This window comes from Parvularcula mediterranea, assembly GCF_013085255.1.
In the GTDB taxonomy this organism is placed as follows: Bacteria; Pseudomonadota; Alphaproteobacteria; order Caulobacterales; family Parvularculaceae; genus Parvularcula; species Parvularcula mediterranea.
This window is the reverse complement of the sequence record NZ_JABFCX010000003.1, coordinates 1,181,476-1,196,211: the sequence shown is the minus strand read 5'-3', so window position 1 is coordinate 1,196,211 and position 14,736 is coordinate 1,181,476. Positions and strand designations below refer to the sequence as shown.

General features: G+C 60.8%; 16 protein-coding genes. 4 read left to right on the top strand and 12 right to left on the bottom strand.

Going from position 1 to position 14,736, the window contains the following annotated elements; genetic code table 11:
* Window positions 1–144: 144 nt before the first annotated feature.
* The 3 genes from HK107_RS14700 to HK107_RS14690 all read right to left on the bottom strand — a co-directional run bounded on the left by HK107_RS14700 (window position 145) and on the right by HK107_RS14690 (window position 2,531).
* On the bottom strand, window positions 145–330 hold the full coding sequence (locus HK107_RS14700; protein WP_173201144.1) for a hypothetical protein: 186 nt from the start codon (window positions 328–330) through the stop codon (window positions 145–147).
* Between the two features lie 156 nt (window positions 331–486).
* Complete coding sequence (locus HK107_RS14695) at window positions 487–1,518, bottom strand: hypothetical protein (protein WP_173201142.1); 1,032 nt, start codon at window positions 1,516–1,518, stop codon at window positions 487–489.
* Window positions 1,515–2,531: a ribonucleotide-diphosphate reductase subunit beta gene (locus HK107_RS14690; RefSeq protein WP_173201140.1), complete on the bottom strand. Its 1,017-nt coding sequence runs from the start codon at window positions 2,529–2,531 to the stop codon at window positions 1,515–1,517. The genes HK107_RS14695 and HK107_RS14690 overlap by 4 nt, the downstream gene beginning before the upstream one ends.
* A 233-nt stretch (window positions 2,532–2,764) precedes the next feature.
* On the opposite strand from HK107_RS14690, the gene HK107_RS14685 reads away from it, so the two are divergent.
* Together HK107_RS14685 and msrA are read left to right on the top strand one after the other, a co-directional pair.
* On the top strand, window positions 2,765–3,769 hold the full coding sequence (locus HK107_RS14685) for a lipid A deacylase LpxR family protein (RefSeq protein WP_173201138.1): 1,005 nt from the start codon (window positions 2,765–2,767) through the stop codon (window positions 3,767–3,769).
* 123 nt (window positions 3,770–3,892) lie between these two features.
* On the top strand, window positions 3,893–4,522 hold the full coding sequence (msrA, locus tag HK107_RS14680) for a peptide-methionine (S)-S-oxide reductase MsrA (RefSeq protein ID WP_173201136.1): 630 nt from the start codon (window positions 3,893–3,895) through the stop codon (window positions 4,520–4,522).
* Here the strand turns inward: msrA and HK107_RS14675 are convergent, their stop codons facing one another.
* The gene (locus tag HK107_RS14675; protein WP_173201134.1) at window positions 4,523–4,915 is read right to left on the bottom strand and encodes a hypothetical protein; all 393 of its coding nucleotides are present in this window, start codon (window positions 4,913–4,915) and stop codon (window positions 4,523–4,525) included. It lies immediately after the preceding gene.
* Between the two features lie 109 nt (window positions 4,916–5,024).
* Here HK107_RS14675 and HK107_RS14670 point away from each other — a divergent pair, with 109 nt between their 5' ends.
* The gene (locus HK107_RS14670) at window positions 5,025–5,786 is read left to right on the top strand and encodes a helix-turn-helix domain-containing protein (protein WP_173201132.1); all 762 of its coding nucleotides are present in this window, start codon (window positions 5,025–5,027) and stop codon (window positions 5,784–5,786) included.
* Here the strand turns inward: HK107_RS14670 and HK107_RS14665 are convergent.
* Together HK107_RS14665 and HK107_RS14660 are read right to left on the bottom strand one after the other, a co-directional pair.
* A complete protein-coding gene (locus HK107_RS14665; protein WP_173201130.1) occupies window positions 5,783–6,835 on the bottom strand; it encodes a mannose-1-phosphate guanylyltransferase in 1,053 nt (350 codons plus the stop codon). The two genes, HK107_RS14670 and HK107_RS14665, sit on opposite strands and share 4 nt — an antisense overlap.
* 62 nt (window positions 6,836–6,897) lie before the next feature.
* On the bottom strand, window positions 6,898–7,977 hold the full coding sequence (locus tag HK107_RS14660) for a DUF2855 family protein (protein ID WP_173201128.1): 1,080 nt from the start codon (window positions 7,975–7,977) through the stop codon (window positions 6,898–6,900).
* A gap of 334 nt (window positions 7,978–8,311) precedes the next feature.
* Between HK107_RS14660 and HK107_RS14655 the strand changes: the two genes are divergently transcribed.
* Window positions 8,312–9,478, top strand: coding sequence for a site-specific integrase (locus HK107_RS14655; protein WP_173201126.1), 1,167 nt, complete (start codon window positions 8,312–8,314; stop codon window positions 9,476–9,478).
* A 138-nt stretch (window positions 9,479–9,616) separates the two neighbouring features.
* Here the strand turns inward: HK107_RS14655 and HK107_RS14650 are convergent, their stop codons facing one another.
* The 6 genes from HK107_RS14650 to adhP form a co-directional block, all read right to left on the bottom strand.
* The gene (locus HK107_RS14650) at window positions 9,617–10,744 is read right to left on the bottom strand and encodes an ATP-binding protein (protein ID WP_173201124.1); all 1,128 of its coding nucleotides are present in this window, start codon (window positions 10,742–10,744) and stop codon (window positions 9,617–9,619) included.
* Window positions 10,745–10,921: 177 nt separating this feature from the next.
* Window positions 10,922–11,308: a DUF302 domain-containing protein gene (locus HK107_RS14645; protein WP_173201122.1), complete on the bottom strand. Its 387-nt coding sequence runs from the start codon at window positions 11,306–11,308 to the stop codon at window positions 10,922–10,924.
* Window positions 11,309–11,392: 84 nt separating this feature from the next.
* A complete protein-coding gene (locus tag HK107_RS14640; protein WP_173201119.1) occupies window positions 11,393–12,199 on the bottom strand; it encodes a universal stress protein in 807 nt (268 codons plus the stop codon).
* 85 nt (window positions 12,200–12,284) lie between these two features.
* Window positions 12,285–12,560 (bottom strand): hypothetical protein, encoded by a 276-nt coding sequence (locus tag HK107_RS14635; protein WP_173201117.1) that lies wholly within the window; start codon window positions 12,558–12,560, stop codon window positions 12,285–12,287.
* A 542-nt stretch (window positions 12,561–13,102) separates the two neighbouring features.
* The gene (locus tag HK107_RS14630; protein ID WP_173201115.1) at window positions 13,103–13,639 is read right to left on the bottom strand and encodes a cytochrome b; all 537 of its coding nucleotides are present in this window, start codon (window positions 13,637–13,639) and stop codon (window positions 13,103–13,105) included.
* 68 nt (window positions 13,640–13,707) lie between these two features.
* Window positions 13,708–14,730 (bottom strand): alcohol dehydrogenase AdhP, encoded by a 1,023-nt coding sequence (gene adhP / locus HK107_RS14625; protein WP_173201113.1) that lies wholly within the window; start codon window positions 14,728–14,730, stop codon window positions 13,708–13,710.
* Window positions 14,731–14,736: the final 6 nt, after the last annotated feature.

Below are 14,736 nucleotides of genomic sequence, written 5' to 3'. Positions count from 1 at the left end.
CAAACTCTCGTCCACGAAGGATGGCTTGTCAGGGCCACCCTTACGCGGAGCACCGCTCTCCCACCGGGCCGTTGACGTCGGCGCGCCCGCTATGCGGGAGAGATGGCTAGCTTAGGACCAGGGGGAGGTGCGGGGATTAGTTTTCTAGGATTTTCTGATGGCGCGGCCGAGACTGTCGCTCATGCGGTCGAAAGCATCAGGGCGCGAGCGGCGACGCTCCTGCCGCTCTTCCTTCTGACGCTTGATCCGCAGGAGGAGGAGTTTCTCCCTCTCAATCCGTAGCCGGATGGTCTCAAGGGGCGATAGCGAGCGTTGGATACGGCGCGGCATGAGGTGAGTATGGGGGTGGTTTGCGGGTGCGGGGATAACACACTGCGTGCGGGCGTTTTGGGTCCCGAGGCTCTCACCGTAGGGTGCATGGAGGCGAAGCCGAAATGCACCTTTTGGGAGTAAATGCGGTGCATTCCGCCCTTGGCTTCATGCACCCTACGCTCGATGATAATCTGAGCGGAGAACGCCGGTAACGATCTCCACCACTGGTCTCGTTTGAAGCTCTTTAAATGCGCGCCGTTTGGCTCTGTTTCTAGCCCAATCAGAAGACAAAAAATTACGTGCGGAGCGATCTATACAAACACAGTGCTCGACCAACGCCTTGAACTCTTGCCGCAGACCGACGCATGCCACCCAGAAGATTTCTTGGCACTCGGGCGTCATCAGCATTTTCTCGATTTGGCGAGTCGCCTTGATCACTGAGATCGCTTCGGTTCTCTGAAGTGCCCCTTTTAACGCTTTCCCGGAAAGCTCGACCATCCCACCAATCTGTTCGCGGATCATTTTGAGGTGCAAGCGCGCCTGGACAGTTCTCGACCCATCGCGCAAATCGCAGAAAAGCTTCTCGCACAGGTAGCCCGCTCCCTTCTCGAACTTCCCCCGGAGGTCGAGCGCAATAAGCCTGTTTGCGTGTGATTTTTCTCGTCTTATCAACTCACGATAGAGCCTTAAAAGTTGATAGCCGAGTACACGTTCCGAATTATCGATTGAGGTCTCATAAGAAACATCGAACTGCCCTCCATCTACCTGTGAATAGACGTATACGGCAAAGCCTTCCTCAGTAATTGAGTCATGCAGAATAATACCCGAGGCGTCGTGTTTTCGACCATCTACATGGCGAAAGGACAGCGCAGGATGCCCAACGCTTACGTTTCGAGCGGACCGAAGGATTGCTGTGTCTGGATTGGCGTGTGGGTCGAACTTCACGCCGAGCGACTCAGACAGGCACTTGACCGCATCCTGCATGACATAGAGAGCTTGCAAGAACCCATAGCATGCCAGGACCCCCGAACTGGGGGCGTTTGTTATCGCATCTGGGTAGGCTCGGACCGCTGAATTCGCATCCCGCAAGGCATCGAGAGCCCCGAATAAGCGCGATCGGGTCTTCGCGCTCAATTCAGCCTCAACAAAGCGAAACTGGGAAATACATTCGGCGATCGCTTCCCGCACTTCCCAAAATGTGCTCATCCCTTAATCTTCTCAAACTGCGCCCACACACCTTCTGCGCCGTGCCAGGCACCCTGCGTCGCGCCCTTCGAATACTCCGTGGCCCGGGCTTCGAAGAAGTTGGCGTGTTCGACGCCGTTGAGCATTTCTCTCAGCCAAGGGAGGGGGTGCTTGGAAACTCCGTACACTTCCGGGAGGCCGAGTTGCTGGAGGCGCCAGTCGGCGATGTGGCGGATGTAGGACTTGATGTCGTCCGGGGTCATGCCGGGGATGTCGCCGGCCTCGAAGGCGAGGTCGATGAAGCGGTCCTCAAGACCCACCACGGTCTTGCAGCAGTCGACGATGTCGTCGGCCACGCCCTTGGTCAGGCAGTTCGTTTCCTGGGCGAAGGTGTGGAAGAGCTTGATCATGCCCTCGCAGTGGAGGCTCTCGTCACGGATCGACCAGGTGACGATCTGGCCCATGCCCTTCATCTTGTTCTGGCGCGGGAAATTCATCAGCATAGCGAAGGATGCGAAGAGCTGGAGACCCTCCGTGAACGCACCGAACATGGCGACGGTGCGGGCGATGTCGGCCTCGGTCTCGACGCCGAACTGGCCCATATAGTCGTGCTTGTCCGACATTTCCTTGTAGTCGAGGAAGGCGGAGAACTCGGACTCCGGCATACCGATCGTCTCGAGCAGGAGCGCGTAGGCGGCGACGTGGATCGTCTCCATGTTGGAGAAGGCCGACAGCATCATCTTCACTTCGACCGGTTTGAAGACCCGGGCGTAGCGCTCCATGTAGTTGTCGTTCACCTCGACATCGGACTGGGTGAAGAAGCGGAAGATCTGTGTGAGGAGGTTCCGCTCACCGTCCGAGAGGGCGCGCGCCCAGTCCTTGCAGTCCTCACCGAGGGGCACTTCCTCCGGCATCCAGTGGACCTGCTGCTGCTTCTTCCAATAGTCGAACGCCCAGGGGTAGCGGTGCGGCTTGTAGCCCTTGGACGGGGTCATCAGGCCGGGCAGCTTGCCGTTATCAAGGGCGTCGAACATGGTGCTTCTCCTAGAGCGGACGGTCGGGGATTCTTCCCCTAGTTTGATTCCTCGGGTGCCACGATATCTTGTGGCCGGGGAGAAGAGAAACGCTGTTTGTCCACAAGATGAAGGGGTATCGTGTCGCAGGGAGGGTTCCCTTCTGACGTGTTTGCCTTTTTTCGGTCATGGGCAGGTGGGACATTTGCGCTATGCTCCCCGGCGGGGATCTCAGATCTGAAAGGCTTTTCAGCGTGAAAGCGATTTTGGCAGGGGGCGTTGCCGCCCTCGCTCTCGGCACGGCTTCGGCCCAGGACGTGGTGGCACCCGATGGCCGGGCGACGTGGACGGTGGCGATCGAGAATGACGGCTATTTCGGCGAGGACGACAATTATACGAGCGGGCTGCGGCTCGGATATTTGAGCGGCAATGAGCGGCTGGGGCGCACGGGACGGTTCGTGGCGCAGCGGGTGCTGGGCCTGAACGGTGATCCTTCGAAGATGCGCTGGCGGCGCGGGTTTTCGATTGCGCAGGAGATCTACACCCCGCGGGACCTTGAGGCCTCGGCACTGCTGCCGGACCAGCACCCTTACGGCGCCTACCTCTATGGGGAGTACACCTCGCTGGTGGAGCAGCCGGGGCGGGTCGACCAGATCTCGGTGCAGATGGGCGTCGTGGGACCCCAGGCGCTGGGCGAGGAGACCCAGGACTTCACCCACTCGATCACGGGGCGGGAGAAGTCGAACGGCTGGGACAACCAGATCGACACGGCTGTCGGCCTGAACGTGACCTACGACCAGCAACGCAGGATTGCGCATTCGGGGCTGGGGATCCTCGGCATGGGCTGGGACTGCGTCTGGAACATGGGCTTCAGCGCCGGAACGGTGAAGACCGCCGGCCGGGTCGGCGGGAACATTCGCATCGGCGAGAACCTGACCAATGGCTTTGGCCCTCCCAGGGTGCGGCCTTCGACGGCAGGCTCAGGCTTCTTCACGCCGAAGGACCGGCGGAGCTGGTACATCTTTGCCGGCGGGCAGGTCGAGGCGGTGGCGCACAACATCTTCCTCGACAACTCCCTCTTCCGGGACAGCGGGCCTAGCGTTGAGCGCCGGGTGATCGTCGGGGATACGCAGGGCGGGGTCGCGCTGCAGATGGGCAGCGCGCAGGTGACCTTCACCTACGTCCTGAGGACCCGCGAGTTCGAAGCCCAGCAGGACAGCCAGAAGTTCGGCGCGCTCAGCATCTCCAGGAGGTTCTAAGGCCCTCGGCTGCCTTGCCGCAGGGAACCTTTTTGCGCTTTCAGTTATTCTCACCTGTAACGTAGTCTCACCTGACTGCGAACAGGGAGGCATAGCTTCCCCTCAGGACCAGAAAGCCGCCTTATGCGCACCACGATCATCGCTACCCTTTTCAGCCTCCTTGCCGCCTGCGGCATGAACGAGGCTCGGACCCAGGAGGTCGAGACGCCAGACGAGCTCGCCGAGCTCATGGTGGCGGGGGGCTGCTTCTGGTGTGTCGAGGCGGACCTTGAGAAGCTGGCGGGCGTGAAGGACGTGATCTCCGGCTATGCCGGCGGAGATGTTCCGAACCCGACCTATCAGAACTATTCCAAGAACGGCCACCGCGAGGTCGCACTCGTTCAGTATGATCCTGAGGAGATCAGCTTCGAGGAGATCATGACTGTCTTTATCCGGACGATCGACGTGACGGATAATGGCGGGCAGTTCTGTGACCGGGGTTTTGGTTATACAACGGCGGTCTACTACGGCACCGAGCGTGAGCAGGAATATCTCGAGGTGATCATCGCCAAGGGCGAGACGGAGATCGGCCGCAAGATCGTCACGCCCATCCTTGCCAAGCCGCAGTTCTGGCCTGCCGAGGACTATCACCAGGACTATTACATGAAGAACCCCCGCCGCTACGGCGTCTATCGCGGTCTTTGCGGCAGGGACAACACGGTGAAGGCCGTCTGGGGCCAGAAGCCCGGCGACCTTCTCGCTTCGCTGAAATAATCAGCCTGCAGACTTGTATTCGAGATAACGCAACCTTCCGAAGAGCGCGAGGGTGCCGATCGAGCCTGTGCAGCAGGTGAGAAGCGCGTAGAGCACGGGGCGCATGCCCACCGCTCTCGCCCGCGGCGCGAGCAGAATCAGGGTCATGCCCAGCGCGATCAGGAGGTCGAGCCAGATCTGGTTCCCCCAGAGGCCGAGCACATGCTCTTCCCAGAAACCGAGCGGGCCGTCCTGAACAACGACGATTACGGAGAAGATGGTGAAGATCGCGAGGATCAGGGTTGGCAGGATCCACGACATGGCCGTCGGCTTTCCGTCACCGAGGACGGACGCGAAGACGATGACCAAAAAGGCCGCGAGGCCTGCGAACGGGATGATTGCTGTTAAGTCCATGATGGCTCCCATCGTTTGACGTGGGCCTGAGAAAGCCACGGCGACGTCATCGCGGCCATGATGTACGAGGTCATGGCGCCGATGATGCGCCCTCTGGTAGTCTCAGCCCATGTTTGGACAGGAGCTGAAACGCTGGCGGCAGACGCGACGGTTGAGCCAGGAGGCGCTGGCTGGCCTCGCCTCGGTCTCGGCGCGGCATTTGTCCTGCCTTGAACGCGGGGTTTCGTGGCCGTCCGAGGCGATGGTGCTGCGGCTTTCCCGGGCGCTGGACTTGCCTTTGAGAGAGCGGAACGGGCTCTTAGGCGCGGCGGGCTTTGCCCAGCGCTGGCATGATGGGGGCGAAGCGATCCCCGAGCCGCTTGTCCCGGTGGTGGACCGTATCCTCAGTGGGGGGAACGTTCCCTCCTACGCGATCAATGGCCGGTATGAAGTGCTGCGTGCGAACCAGCTCGGCTGGGGGGTGCTGAAGACCCTCGCGCCTCAGGCAGACGAAGGGACGGACGTCGCGAGGCTGTTCCTGAGAAAAGGTCCGCACAGGGACATGATCCTCGACTATCCCGAAACGGCCCGCGCGTTCCTTGCGCGGCTCAGGAACGATGCGGCAGGACAAGGCCCCTCCTCGCCCCTCCATGACGTGATCGCAGAGGCGGAGGCCGACCCAGTCATCGGCAGCAGCGAACCGGCATCGGGGTCGATGCCGGTTCTTCCCATACGGATCAATTTCCTTGGGCAGGAGACAAGCTGGATCACCGTGCTCCTCTCCTTCGGCACGCCGCAGGACGCGATGGTGGAGCAGCTGGTGATTGAGCAATTCATCCCCGCGGACGATGCCACCGAGGCGCTCCTCAAGACGCTGATGGCAGCGGGCTAGAGCAGCTCGCCGCGCTTTGCTGCCTTGAGGGCTTCCACGATGGATTTGACGTCCTGGCTGCGCTCCGAAGGTAGGATGAGGACGGCGTCGGGGGTCGAGACGACGACCATGTCCTTGAGACCTACCGCGGCGACCATGGGCGCATCGCCCGAAGCGCGGATCAGCGTGTTCTCGCAGTCAATAGCGATGCTCCCCTCACTGACCATCGGGTCGGCGAAGTCCTTGACCGCGGACCATGAGCCGATATCGTTCCAGCCGATCGTCACGGGACTGACGACCGCAGCCTTGTCGGTGGCTTCCATGATCGCGTAGTCGATCGAGTCGCTCGGGACCTCTGCGAAGAGGTCTTCGGGCAGGGTGAGCGTCGCGCCGTCGCGGGGGCCTGCATCGTAGGCTGCGCGGGTCTTAGCCAGCATGTCAGGAACGAGCTTTTCGGCCTCTGCTAGCAGGTCCGACGCGCGGTAGAGAAAGATGCCCGCGTTCCAGGAGTAGCCGCCTTCGGCGAGGTAACCTTCCGCTGTCGGACGGTCTGGTTTTTCGACGAACCGCTCGACCTTGAAGGTTCCGCCCGTGAGCTTTTCGCCGCCCTTGATGTAGCCATAGCCCGTCTCTGGGCCCTCGGGCGTGATGCCCAGGGTGACGAGATAGCCCTTCTCCGCCGCCTCGACGCCGCGGGAGACGGCCTCGGTGAAGGCAGGAATGTCAGCGATGTGATGATCTGCAGGCAGAAGAAGGACGAGACCCTCTGCGTCGCGTTCCGCCACGAGCAGCGCGGCGCAGATGGCGGCCGGCGCGGTGTTCTTGCCGAAGGGTTCGAGAACCACCGGCGCGCCTGCGGGCAGCGCCTCTTCGATCATCGCGCGGTGGGGGACTGAGCCGATGACCGCCGGTGCGGTGTACTCATCACCCGTGACCCTGGCGAGCGTCTCGGCCAGCATCGTCTCTTCACTGACGATGGGCTGGAACTGCTTCGGCTGGCTCTTGCGCGACAAGGGCCAGAGGCGCGTGCCGCTGCCCCCAGCCATGATGACCGGCGTAATCTTCGCCATAGTGACCTCTCCCGTGGTGCCTTCAGCGGGTGAAGCGGCTCACCCGCCGAGGGTCAAGGGTTTCAGAAGGAGCAGACGATGCCGCGGCTCGGGTCGACTTCGCCTTTCACCGTGTCGGTCCAGACCTGCTGGACGTCCTTCGGGCCCTTCAGGTGCTCATAGACCAGCCGGTCGCCGAGGCCGTCGGAGATCGCGACCCATGCGCCGAGCGCATCGCCCATGAGAGCACCCGCGCCGCGTTCGGTGTCGCGCTTCTGGATCTGGGCCGGGGCGAAGAACATGGTCGGCTTGGCGCCGGGGAGCGGCTCGCGCTGGCGCGGGGCCTGCCAGTGGGTCGCGCCGACGATGGCGGAGTTCTTGACGTTGTCGCCCAGGTGCTTGTGGACGCCCGTGATGACCTCGGCGTTGCCGGACATGTCGACGAACGCTGTGGGTTTGTCGGCGATCTCGGCGACCTCGTCATAGCCGAGGACTTCGTCGAAGGCCTTCAGCTCACGGACGAATTCCTTGCGGTGGGGCGAGGTGAGGCCGATGACGGGCAGGCCCTTGCCGAGCCGCTTGATCGTGTGACCTGTTCCGAAGCTTGTCTTGGAGGAGGCGCTGGTCACCACCACCTGCTCGGCACCGAAGAAGTCATTATCTTCGAGCCAGTCGGCGATGATGTAGGAGGTCGCAAAAAGCGGGAAGAGGACGGCGCGTGCATCCTTCCGCTCACGGACGGCATCGTTTTCTTCTGCGGTCAGGCGGTAAGCATTGTAGGCTGGTGGCAGCTGGGCGCGGTGGGGCGAGGTGTCCATGACGTTGGCGCCCCGGCGCTTGGGCTTGATCACCATATGGCTGCCCATCGGGAAGTATCCGTAGAGCTCTTCGCCCTCGGCGAGGTCAGCGCTTTTGGACGCCACCACCTTGCCGAAGCCCCAGACGGGGATGATGCCTGTCTCCGGCGCGTCCGGGGTCGGGAAGAACTGCCAGTAGCCGATCTGCTCGCCGACAATGCCGTAGGTGACGTTGTTGGCGGTGAGGCCGAAGCGCTCAACTTCGAGGAGCGCTTCGCCGTCTTCGAGGCCCTGATGCTGGTATTCTGCGATTTCGGAGTTGGCGAGGTCGCCGCGCCTGACGCGCAGCTCGGTAATTGTAGTCATGGTGTCTCCCTCGGTCTTTGTTCGACCTATAGGAGACAGGGCACAGGAACTCCAGCGAGGCCGATAGCGCAACGCAGAGGCATGTTTTCAAAAGGGAAAATGGTACCGCCTGTGGGAATCGAACCTACGACCTCTTGATCCACAATCAATTTTTGGCGCATTTTTGAAGCTTTATGCTATGTAGTTAAGCTATTGCAAATCAGCTGTTTTTTGAGATTTTTGCTTCGTTTTTGATGCCTACTGATAGCTATGAATTCCGCTAATTTGGTTGCCATGTGGTTGCCAGCTTCGTACCCTCACGTCGAGAGCAACCTCAATTTCGGGACCGTTGATTATGAGCCGTTTGACGAAGCGCATTGTCGATGCGGTCCCGGTCGGCAGCACAGCATGGGACTCAGAGTTGAAGGGTTTCGGCTGCCGTCGCCGCAAGAGTGGGGCAGCCTTCTACGTTCTGAAGTATCGGGCCGGTGACAGGCAAAGATGGCTCACGATCGGAGAGCACGGCAAGCCTTGGACCCCGGATGCGGCACGCAAACGCGCCGCCGAATTATTCTTCGAGATCCGAGCAGGCGGAGATCCTGCAGCTAAGAAGGCCGAACGTCGAGAAGGCCTTACCGTCAGCGAGTTCGCCGACCGCTATGATCGAGACTGGATCGAGCTTTACAAAAAGCCCTCTTCGGCCTCGAGCGACCGATACAATCTCAAAAACCATGTCCGTCCCAAACTCGGACGAATTCTTATCACCGACCTCGACGGTGAAGACGTGCGGCGCCTCCACCGGTCTCTCAAAGCGAAACCGACGCTTGCCAACCGTGTGGTGGCCCTTGTCTCTCACATGTGCACGAAGGCAGAGGATTGGGGGGTACGCGAACGAAATACCAATCCTTGCCGCGAGGTAAAATTCTATCGTGAGACAAAGCGAGATCGGTATCTGTCGACCGACGAGATGCACCGACTTGGGCAGGCCTTGGACGCTGCCGATGGCAAGACGGCAAGCACGTATGTCGTGAATGCCATTCGCCTACTCGCGCTGACCGGCGCTCGTCTCGGTGAGGTTCTCGACCTTCAGTGGAGAGACGTCGATTTTGAGCGTAAGCTGCTGTTGCTTCGCGACTCGAAGACTGGGGCGAAGCCGGTACTTCTTTCCGATACAGAAGTCGCCCTACTCCTTCGACTTCCTCGCAAGGAAGGCAACCCGTATGTCTTCTGTGGTCAGCGCGTCGGCTCTCGGCTGGTCAACATTCAGAAACCGTGGCGCGCTATTCGAGATGCGGCTGGCCTCGATGACGTTCGCCTTCACGACCTTAGGCACAGTTTCGCCTCCGTGGCGGCAAACCAGGGCGCCTCGCTTCCAATGATCGGTGCCCTTCTCGGGCACAAGCAAGTTCAAACGACAGCGAGGTACGCGCACCTTGCGAATGATCCAACGCGTGAAGTCAAAGACCGGACGGAGACAGTTTTAAACCGCTTCTTCGGAGGGGAAACAGATCATGCGAGCTAGCGGCGGCGATGCGCTTCAACTAAACCTAATATAGGCATATCGTTCAATGGCTTGCACTATTACCTCTAGTTAGAAACATAGCAAAAAGCGAAAATTATCTGTAGCAAAATCTGACGTCATTTTTCGCGCTGAGTCCCGTCATACCCTCTCTGCGGAGAGCCAGATCCGGAGCTCATCGTCGGCAAAACGCCAGTCGCCGTCCCAGCGATCAATGATGCCCTGATCGGCTAGAGATGCGAGCGCGCGCTGCACGGTCGATTTTGCCGGCTCTTTGCCGGTCTCGCTCTCGATCATGGCGGATGCCTCTGCACCAAAGGGTGGGTACTCGGTTGCGAGGGCTCCGAGCAGGGCTCGGTGAAGCGGCTTAAGTCCGAGCCAGAACGTATCGTAGCCCTGCTTCGCTGCGAGCCGCCGCCGGTACGCCACCAGAGCATCTTCGATCGACAGGTCGGGCCTGAGAACAATGTCCTCTATCAGAGCTCGAAAATGGTAGGGGGATCGGCCGAGGGACCGGTAGGCTTCGATCGCCACCTCCCGGTCCAAGGCCGTGCCGTTCAGCTCGAGGACCCGAGCGATCAGGTGATCGACGAACTCGTCGCCCAGAGGCTCCAGATCGAACTGGCTCCCAAAATGAAAGAACGGCGCCTTGGACGCTGAGAACATCGTACGCAGACCTTCGCGGGAGCTGCCGGTGAAGACCGTGCTGAGGCCGTCGCTACGGACATCAAGCGACGTGCGGAGCGCGGCCACGAGCCCTTCGTCGCGCTCCCGCCGCGCCAGTTCCTGGACTTCGTCGAGCAGCAGGATCGTCTTACGCTTCGGCTTCTCGAGGCGACCAAGAAGCGTGTCGACATGGGCGACGAGGCTGGTTCTCGTCTCCGGCGGAATCTGCGACAGGTCGATCTCCCCGCCCGCGCCGGTACCCGGCAGTTTGGCGGACAGCTTCAGCTTCGGGGTGATCCGCCGAACCGCAGCTCCCGCCTTTCCTGTGATCGTCTTTCTCGCGACCGCCTGCTCGAGGGCGTCGACGAGCAGCGCAAGAGGCTCCAGCGGGTCCCAGAAGCTGATGTAGACGACCACGTGCCCCTCTTTCTCGGCAGCGGGGGTCAGGTCTTTGCGCAGGAACTCCGTCTTGCCCTTCCGCCGGGGAGCGAAAAGGGTCAGGGCCTTCGTCGGACCCTTGGTAAGAGCGAGGACCGTGCGCTCAGCCAGCTCGCGTCGATGGAAGTGCCAGGGATCGGCATTGAAATCGGACATGGTACGCATGAGTACGCACCAAAGCGTACTTATGCAAGGATGCGAAAATTTGCGCAACCATTGGCTAGTCGGGGCCTGACAACCGAATGCGAGCTACCCAGCTTTTGCGCAACCTAGGTTTCGAGGCCAGAATGCCAAAAACCTCCGGTAAGCCGCATTCACAGCGGCTTCTCAGGTAGACCTTCCTCAACAGCTATCGATGACACGCTGCAGCCTCGTCCGGACCTCCTGAGATACTACCCTGAGCGAGCCATTATCGATAGCGCTCATGGAAGCGACCGGATCGATCGCGGCAACCTCAACCCTCCCGGATCCCGTCTCCTGAACGACGACGTTGCACGGCAGCATGGTTCCGACCTTGTCTTCCGCCTTGAGGGCTTCAAACGCGAAGTCCGGATTGCAGGCGCCCAAGATCAGATACCGCCGAAATGGTACATCGAGCTTCGCTCGGAAAACGTCCTGCACGTCGATCCGCGTCAAGATGCCGAAGCCTTCTTCACCGAGCAGCTGCTCGAGCCTGGTCAGCGCATCCTCGAATGACATCGCCGCTGTCTTAGAAAAATAGTAGCTCATCGCTTACCCTGTGATCGTTCTATTTCCTGATCTCTGAGGCTTTCAGCCCTCTCGGCTGTTGTTCGCCGAAGTGCTCAGCACCGTTCAGTGAACGAGGAGCGTCGGCATGAAGGGCTGCCTGATCGTCTTTCTCGTAACGCCGCCCAGGACACGCTCCCTCAGTCTTGAATGAGAGTATGCGCCAAGCAGGAGCACGTCCGCGCCGGCTTCTGAAGCCTCGCCTTTCAGTGTTTCCGTCACGGTACCGATCTTGCCAACGGTTCTGCCTTCGGCCTTGATCCCAGCGTTGTTCAATGCCTCCGCGATGACGCTAGCGTCGGGCGCGGGCCGGTCGATCTCCCCGACTGAAACCACCGTGACACGCTTGGCAGTCTCAAGGAGCGGACGCGCCGCGGCGAGGGCCCGCGTTGCTTCGATACTTCCGTTCCATCCGACGAGATAGGAACTGGGAACTCGGGGCTCCGCATCCTCCGGCGTCAGCAGTACCGGGCGGCCGGAGCCGATCATCAACTGCTCGACGAGGCTTTGAGCATCTGGGCGTCCGCAAACGTTCGGCGGCGGCGCCACAATGAGATCGGCCATGCGCGAGGCGGGACCGAAATCCGCCTCCTCAACGCCCTCAGGCTGCAACCAAGTAAAATCGCTACGCCCGGCAGCTTCCTCCGCCGCCACTCTCAGCTCTTGCGCACGCTGCGCGACCTTCTCCGCAAACTCCTTTAAGACCTCTGTATGCCAATAATACTCGGCCACATGCGCCGCCGGATAACGCTCTCTCACGTGAAGGACGTTGAGGCTGGCTCGGAGTTTCTGGACGAAGGGCATCGCCGCACGCACGGCGTGGCGGATGCCTTTGTCATCGAAAGCCGGAACAAGAACAGTGCCGATGGTCATGGAGAGGCTCCTTGCGATTTAACGCCGAGGTAGCCGTCAGGACAGCTGCACTTCTTTGCGATAGATCACAAAGGATGCGGGCGCGTCAGTGGACCATAACCGTTGGAGGCAGCGCCTCCCGGAGGAGCCAGCGTTTGACGCCGCCGAACACACGCTCCTTCAGACGGGAGCGCGAATAGGTACTAATGACGAGGCCGGTAGCTTCGACATTTCGGCACCCGTCCTTCATCAGGTCGACAACCTGCCGGTTGTGATCAGCGGCGCGCATGACCAGAGCCTCAGCTGCATAGCCAGGCGTTCGCAGACCGCCAGCGACCTCCGCAGCATCCGGAGCCCCGACGCAAACCGAACCGATAATCATCACCCTCACCCGCACGCCATCCAAAAAGGGACGGTCTGAGGACCGACAGGGCGCGGGCCGCTGCAGTGCTGCCATTCCAGCCAATACCTAAAGGTCGAGCTCGACGGCGGAAAACGGTGCAGGCGTCAGGAGGATTGAACCCCCCGCACCGATCAGGATTTCCTCGTTGATGGGTAGACTGTTCCGGTGATCCGTATGCTTTGGGAGCGGCAGCGCGATCAGTTGACCGAGACGGGAGGCGGCCGCGTAGCACCCTTGCTCAGATGGCGGATGCTCGATCCAACGTATCTTTTGCGGTGGCAGACCCAGCTATGCCGCAAGTTCGCAAAAGGCCAGCCGCCGCCTCTGGGCGAGGCGATGGCTTTCTGCCTCAAAGCTCTATTAGATCCGGCGCGCGGTATGCGGGTCTGTCAGCAGGGCCCGCTGCTGCATATCTGGAACTTAGAGACCGATCGCCTCCCCGGTTTCGCCGAAATACGGCACGGCTGCCCTCAGCGCGGCCTTCATGCCGCGGTCGTCGAAGGCAGAAACGATGACGGAGGTCATGACGGTGAGCTGCCCGCTCGCGCCCTCGAAGGCCATGAAGGAAGCATCCGCGCCACCAGGCCATCTCGCCGTACGAACTGGTGGTAAAGGGTACCAACCATATGAAGAACGATGAGCCCCGTCAGAATATCGACGGAGAAGCCGTGAACGGAGTTCATCAGCGCTGCCGCCGAGGGGTCGTCACGGAGCCAGCCCGAGACCCGGATCGCTCCCGCGAGATCAACATCATAGGCGACCAGCCCGGCGAGGATCAGGCCGAGAACGGGAACCAAAAAGAAGAGGACGTAGAACGCACGCTTCACGCCAGCCGCCAGCCGCTCTTGCCAGAGCGGACCGGCGATCTTGTCGGGTACGGGAAGCTTGCGGACCAGCCAAAGCCTCACGGCTCCGAGGCAGAAGAGGCCTGCACCCAAGGCGGCATGAACTTTAATCCTCTCGGCTCTCTCAACGCTTTCCATATCTTCGAAATGGCTCGTCAGAATGAGATAAGCGATCATTGCCGCCATGACCCAGTGAATGATTTGGATGGACACCGGCCACCGGCGCGCGCTCGGCTGCGAAGCGTTGGACCGATCTGCGAGGTGATACGTCACGACCGTTCTCACTCGAAATCTAAGACGACGCGCCCGTCGATCCGGCCTCGCTCCATGCGATCGAAGATATCGTTGATCGCTTCGAGCCGCTCGGTCGTTTGGTGGACAGTCACGGCTCCGTCGCCCGCGAACTCCAGTGCCTCGCGAAGGTCGTTGCGTGTACCGACGATCGAGCCGCGAATCGTTTTTCGCGAGAGAACAACATCGAAGATCGGAAGCTCGAAGCCGCCAGGTGGCAAGCCGACCAGCGCCATCGTTCCTCCGCGCGCCAGCATCTCGACTCCTTGCGCAAAAGACGAGGTCGAAACGGCCGTGACGAGCACCCCCTCTACGCCGCCGCCTTTTTGGAGCTCCGTTCCGGGATCCACTTCAATCGCGTTGATCGTCGTATTGGCACCGCATTCGCGGGCAAGTCGAAGCTTGTCCTCCGAAATATCAACCGCGACGACGTCCATACCCATCGCCTTCGCGTACTGAACGGCTAGATGGCCGAGACCACCAACGCCGACAATCGCTACTGTTTCGCCGGGCTTTACCTCGGTTTCCTTGAGACCCTTATAGACCGTAACGCCAGCGCAGAGAATGGGCGCTGCGGGGACGAAGCCAAGCTTGTCTGGCAGGTGGCCGAGATAGGCCGGGTCGGCATCCACATACTCGGCAAAGCCACCGTTGACGGAGTAGCCGGTGTTCTCTTGTTCTCCGCAAAGCGTCTCCCATCCGCCGACGCAGTGGCGGCAGTGCCCGCAGGCTGAATGAAGCCAAGGTACCCCGACACGGTCTCCTTCGCGGATGCCGCGAACACCCTCACCCACTTCGGCCACCACCCCCACGCCCTCATGACCTGGAATGAAGGGCGGCTCGGGTTTCACGGGCCAGTCTCCATGGGCCGCATGAAGATCCGTATGGCACACGCCGGAGGCCCTCATTTCGACGAGTACGCGACCCGACCGTGTCTTCGGTCGGTTGACCTCTCTAATCGCAAGAGGCTTTCCGAACTCGGTGACTACGGCGGCCTTCATTGTCTGTGTCATGGGATT

What these genes read in the sequence shown, in the direction of transcription:
- HK107_RS14660 (WP_173201128.1), bottom strand. Translation starts at nt 7,977, where the DNA reads ATGACTACAATTACCGAGCTGCGCGTCAGGCGCGGCGACCTCGCCAAC.
- HK107_RS14690 (WP_173201140.1), bottom strand. Translation starts at nt 2,531, where the DNA reads ATGTTCGACGCCCTTGATAACGGCAAGCTGCCCGGCCTGATGACCCCG.
- HK107_RS14635 (WP_173201117.1), bottom strand. Translation starts at nt 12,560, where the DNA reads ATGATTATCGGTTCGGTTTGCGTCGGGGCTCCGGATGCTGCGGAGGTC.
- adhP (WP_173201113.1), bottom strand. Translation starts at nt 14,730, where the DNA reads ATGACACAGACAATGAAGGCCGCCGTAGTCACCGAGTTCGGAAAGCCT.
- HK107_RS14655 (WP_173201126.1), top strand. Translation starts at nt 8,312, where the DNA reads ATGAGCCGTTTGACGAAGCGCATTGTCGATGCGGTCCCGGTCGGCAGC.
- HK107_RS14645 (WP_173201122.1), bottom strand. Translation starts at nt 11,308, where the DNA reads ATGAGCTACTATTTTTCTAAGACAGCGGCGATGTCATTCGAGGATGCG.
- HK107_RS14670 (WP_173201132.1), top strand. Translation starts at nt 5,025, where the DNA reads ATGTTTGGACAGGAGCTGAAACGCTGGCGGCAGACGCGACGGTTGAGC.
- HK107_RS14695 (WP_173201142.1), bottom strand. Translation starts at nt 1,518, where the DNA reads ATGAGCACATTTTGGGAAGTGCGGGAAGCGATCGCCGAATGTATTTCC.
- HK107_RS14640 (WP_173201119.1), bottom strand. Translation starts at nt 12,199, where the DNA reads ATGACCATCGGCACTGTTCTTGTTCCGGCTTTCGATGACAAAGGCATC.
- HK107_RS14675 (WP_173201134.1), bottom strand. Translation starts at nt 4,915, where the DNA reads ATGGACTTAACAGCAATCATCCCGTTCGCAGGCCTCGCGGCCTTTTTG.
- HK107_RS14650 (WP_173201124.1), bottom strand. Translation starts at nt 10,744, where the DNA reads ATGCGTACCATGTCCGATTTCAATGCCGATCCCTGGCACTTCCATCGA.
- HK107_RS14665 (WP_173201130.1), bottom strand. Translation starts at nt 6,835, where the DNA reads ATGGCGAAGATTACGCCGGTCATCATGGCTGGGGGCAGCGGCACGCGC.
- HK107_RS14700 (WP_173201144.1), bottom strand. Translation starts at nt 330, where the DNA reads ATGCCGCGCCGTATCCAACGCTCGCTATCGCCCCTTGAGACCATCCGG.
- msrA (WP_173201136.1), top strand. Translation starts at nt 3,893, where the DNA reads ATGCGCACCACGATCATCGCTACCCTTTTCAGCCTCCTTGCCGCCTGC.